We start from the raw sequence: 3,744 nt of genomic DNA, 5'->3' as shown, positions 1-3,744 counted from the left end.
GATCGTCAACGAGCTATTGAAATCGTTAGGCAAAATCGAGATATGCTGCCAATGACACAAGACCCCATTTGCATTACATACAAGAAGGCTGATTTACTGATTAAAGAAGCAAATCGTAACATAAAAGAACTTCATCACCTCGCTAATAAAAAGGATAGCCCCTATTATAATTGGTTGGATGAATAATCTTGCGGGTTGAAGGAGATTTAAAGAGATGTGAAGAAAAGAAACAAAGACTTAAATGAAAAAAATGGTGGGATAAGTAATGAGAGTAGGAGAACTTAATTCAAATGAGTGAAGAAAAAGCTTATTGGACTCATGAAATGGCGAGTATTTTAAACGTATCTGATAGCACTTTACGAAAATGGTGTATTGCACTAGAAGAAGAAGGCTATATATTTACTAAAGGTGAAAATAATAGTCGTGCGTTCCTCGTTCGTGATAAGAAAGCTTTGATTTATTTTAAACAGCTGGTAAAAGTGGAAGGGCGAACGATTAAAAAAGCTTCAAAGCAAGTGTTTGAAGAGTTTTATACGAATGCTCGAACGACCCCCATTCGAGTTGGTGATACCGACGTTCGTGAGTCGTTCGAGGGCGAGTTTAAAAAGATAAATGATCGATTAGATCAACAAGACCAATTTAATCAAAAATTATTAGAGCGAATAGACCAGCGAGATCAAAATTTAATGACTGTTTTGCGTGAAATTCAGGAACACAAAAAAGAGTTAGCTATGACTAAAAAGAAAAAGAAGTGGCAGTTTTGGAAATCCTAGAGAAAGGGGTTGTTAGTGTGATTTGGTGGTCATTTGGTATTTCGGTTTTAGCTTTAATTATTAGCATTACAACACTTGTGTTGATCAGAAAAGAGGGTTGAGTCTATGAATCAAGGATTAGTTGACGTGAAGGAATTAGAAAGGTTCTTAGATTACTTACAAGATAAAGTTGAGGACGTTTATCAGAATGAAACGAAACAGGCGATTAAACGTTTTATGAAAGAGGATGTTGACCGTTTAAATGGCGCAAATATTACAAGGGGTTGATTAAATGGGTTCAGAACGTCTTGAGAAAGCCATAGCGAATGCTAGAGCGTCTTTAGCGATTGAAGGTATGGAACTTGAAGAAAAGGAAGTAGAGTTGGTTAAAGAGCGTCTGAGGGGTCAAATCACTGAAGAAGAATTTAAACAAAGAGTATTGGATAGTGTTCGAAAATAAATAAAAGGACTTTCGCTTTTAATTAAGTGATAGTCCTTTTTTATTTAAGTGTGTTATGGCAAAAGTGATGAATTTTAGTGAGTGAATCATTTTTACCTCTTGTAGAATGAGGGTCATTAAAAGAATGAATCACTTCGAATGATAGAGTGAATCACTTTAAAGTTTTGCGCAGCAAAACTTTTATAGTTGCTGATGCAACTTTTATCGATGCCCTCGTAAATTTTGAACCAAAATTTCACGGAGTGCCCACTTACACACCTTCAAAAATGAAGGTGTGTGTGGGTGCTAAAATTCAATTTTAGCGTTCGTTTTCTTAAGAGAAAATATCATTTCATGGTAAATGATTTGATAGTTCAATTGAATATAAAAAACTAGAGTAATTTTAATAGTGACTAATCAAGGAAACTTCTCCTGGGGATCCTGCATTAACTTCTATTGCGAAATCATACGATTGTTGTCGCGTTACTCCAGAAACATTAAATACTATATCGCCTCTTGCTCTTGCTCTAACAGATGTTGTATAGTCTGCATAATTTACATATTTATAGTTTGTTGCTCCTGTATCAACGGTAGCAAAATTAGTTATAGGAACCGATTGATAGACAGGGCCATGAACAGTGATTGCTTTTTCTTGGCCATATTCTGCAAACCTAGCATCCTCTATGTGTAACTTTATGTCAGCTCTTCCGAAAAGTAATGCTTCATATACTCTAGTATAAGCGTAATTAAGTTGACCACTAGAAAGAGTATTAAAATCTGAATCTGAATTTGCTGGTTCTACAGTAATTTCATGGGTTATAGAACTACCATCATCAAATTCTACAGTAAGCGGTTCACCAACTTTTAAATCTAAACCTTCTTCTAAATTTTGACCTGTTTGTTCTAAAGTTTTTTGAACTTCTTTCTCTCGATCTAAAGCATCTACTTCTTCGTCATTTTTACTATCGGCATTAATAGCAGAAACATTAGTGACTAAGGCTGTAATTAGTACAATTGCAAAAATAAAACTTATTTTTTTAAATGATTTTTTCAAAATAACACATCCTTTTTCTATAAAATTTAAGTAGTAGATTAATATAAAATAGTATAGTTGCTTTCAACTCCTTTTTTACATAAAATTGAATTAATCTACAAATCTAACAATAATGCACCAAAATATCCCAGTCAATATATTTTCAGATTTTTTTGTCTTTTAATTAAAGGAGGAATAAATAATGGCAAACTTTACATTGATTTCAGGTGTGCTTTTTATTATTATGGTGGCGATTTTAATTATCCTCACATGCATGGTTATTTATAAAAAATTTTTTTAAATATTGTTTTTAGGATCAATATTGTTGTTAATTATTTGATTAACATTATTTTTAATAATGATTTTGTATATATTTATTTATTTAAAATACTTAATTATATTAATTATATTTGCGAAAAGCTAAACCCCTTTAGACACAAGGGGTTTTAGCTTTTTTTGAAACTTTTATATCCCTTTATTGAAACTTTTATATCCCTTTATTGAAACTTTTATATCCTTCGATTTGAAACTTAATAAAAACAAAGTTATAATAAGAAAGCTAAATATAACTAAAATTGTGCATGAGTTACATAAAAAGACGAGTAAAAAGTACAATAGGGGGATTTGATGGCTAGAAAAAATGGTAAGCAACAAATGTTTTCGTACGAAAATTCAATTCAAAAAAGTAACGAATTATCTATGGCTAAACTAAGTCAAGGACTCACTCTAAATCAAATGCAATTGTTAGCTTTTGCTATTTATTCAACTCAACAGGACGGAAAAACAGAATTTAATAAAGCTGATTTTGAAAAGAAATTTGCTCTTGAAAAATATCAAACAAAACATGCTCAAGAGGATGTCCCAAAGCTTGGTCACTTATCATTTTGCCTTACTGATCTAGAAGAACAATCAGTTGAATACTGGAATGTCTTTCAAGGAATAAAGTATAAAAAAGGACTGTTTACTTTCAAATGGAACGAAGAGTTTGTTCCACATATTTTAGAATTAAAAGAGAAGTTTGTTACAACAGATTTAACAATAACATCGCAATTTAGGAGTAGCTTTAGTTGGACGTTATACGATTATTTGAAAGGACATTATGGTTACTGGCGTAAATCAATATCCAAAGAAGCTCTAATGAAATTATTTGGAGTAGAAAATGTTAAAAGTTATCAAAACAATACAGGGTTATTTAAAAGAAAAGTGCTAGATTTTGCCATTAATGAAATCAACAAATATACAGAGATTGAAGTACGATACAACATAAAGAGAAAAGGTCGTGCGATTGCTGGTTTTGAATTGACATGGTCACTAGGAGAAAATTTAAAAAGTGCTACAAAGAAACAAATAAAAGAATTGAGAGTGATAGCAGAAACGATCGAAAGCGATTATCTAGAGGGGATTATAGAAATAGATAACAAAGAGGATCGTCAACGAGCTATTGAAATCGTTAGGCAAAATCGAGATATGCTGCCAATGACACAAGACCCCATTTGCATTACATACAAGAAGGCTGATTT

At 32.0% G+C, this 3,744-nt stretch carries 6 protein-coding genes; 5 read left to right on the top strand and 1 reads right to left on the bottom strand.

The genetic code is table 11. The features are described from left to right. The 4 genes from J2R98_RS14405 to J2R98_RS14390 form a co-directional block, all read left to right on the top strand. A partial coding sequence (locus J2R98_RS14405; protein WP_307070195.1) for a hypothetical protein occupies positions 1 to 186 on the top strand: 186 nt, incomplete at its 5' end. Positions 187 to 290: 104 nt separating this feature from the next. Then, positions 291 to 773 carry a DUF3967 domain-containing protein gene (locus J2R98_RS14400; RefSeq protein ID WP_307070194.1) on the top strand — a complete coding sequence of 161 codons (483 nt, stop codon included), beginning with the start codon at positions 291 to 293 and terminating at the stop codon, positions 771 to 773. A gap of 105 nt (positions 774 to 878) precedes the next feature. Then, positions 879 to 1,040, top strand: coding sequence for a hypothetical protein (locus J2R98_RS14395; RefSeq protein ID WP_307070192.1), 162 nt, complete (start codon positions 879 to 881; stop codon positions 1,038 to 1,040). Between the two features lie 4 nt (positions 1,041 to 1,044). Next, positions 1,045 to 1,212 (top strand): antitoxin VbhA family protein, encoded by a 168-nt coding sequence (locus J2R98_RS14390; protein ID WP_307070190.1) that lies wholly within the window; start codon positions 1,045 to 1,047, stop codon positions 1,210 to 1,212. A 382-nt stretch (positions 1,213 to 1,594) separates the two neighbouring features. Here J2R98_RS14390 and J2R98_RS14385 read toward each other — a convergent pair whose 3' ends face one another. After that, positions 1,595 to 2,245: a hypothetical protein gene (locus tag J2R98_RS14385; protein WP_307070188.1), complete on the bottom strand. Its 651-nt coding sequence runs from the start codon at positions 2,243 to 2,245 to the stop codon at positions 1,595 to 1,597. 606 nt (positions 2,246 to 2,851) lie between these two features. On the opposite strand from J2R98_RS14385, the gene J2R98_RS14380 reads away from it, so the two are divergent. Next, a partial coding sequence (locus J2R98_RS14380; protein ID WP_307070187.1) for a replication initiation protein occupies positions 2,852 to 3,744 on the top strand: 893 nt, incomplete at its 3' end.

Source organism: Alkalibacillus filiformis (assembly GCF_030814115.1).
GTDB lineage: Bacteria > Bacillota > Bacilli > Bacillales > Alkalibacillaceae > Alkalibacillus > Alkalibacillus filiformis.
This window is presented reverse-complemented; position numbering and strand designations above follow the sequence as displayed.

What these genes read in the sequence shown, in the direction of transcription:
- J2R98_RS14390 (WP_307070190.1), top strand. Translation starts at nt 1,045, where the DNA reads ATGGGTTCAGAACGTCTTGAGAAAGCCATAGCGAATGCTAGAGCGTCT.
- J2R98_RS14395 (WP_307070192.1), top strand. Translation starts at nt 879, where the DNA reads ATGAATCAAGGATTAGTTGACGTGAAGGAATTAGAAAGGTTCTTAGAT.
- J2R98_RS14400 (WP_307070194.1), top strand. Translation starts at nt 291, where the DNA reads ATGAGTGAAGAAAAAGCTTATTGGACTCATGAAATGGCGAGTATTTTA.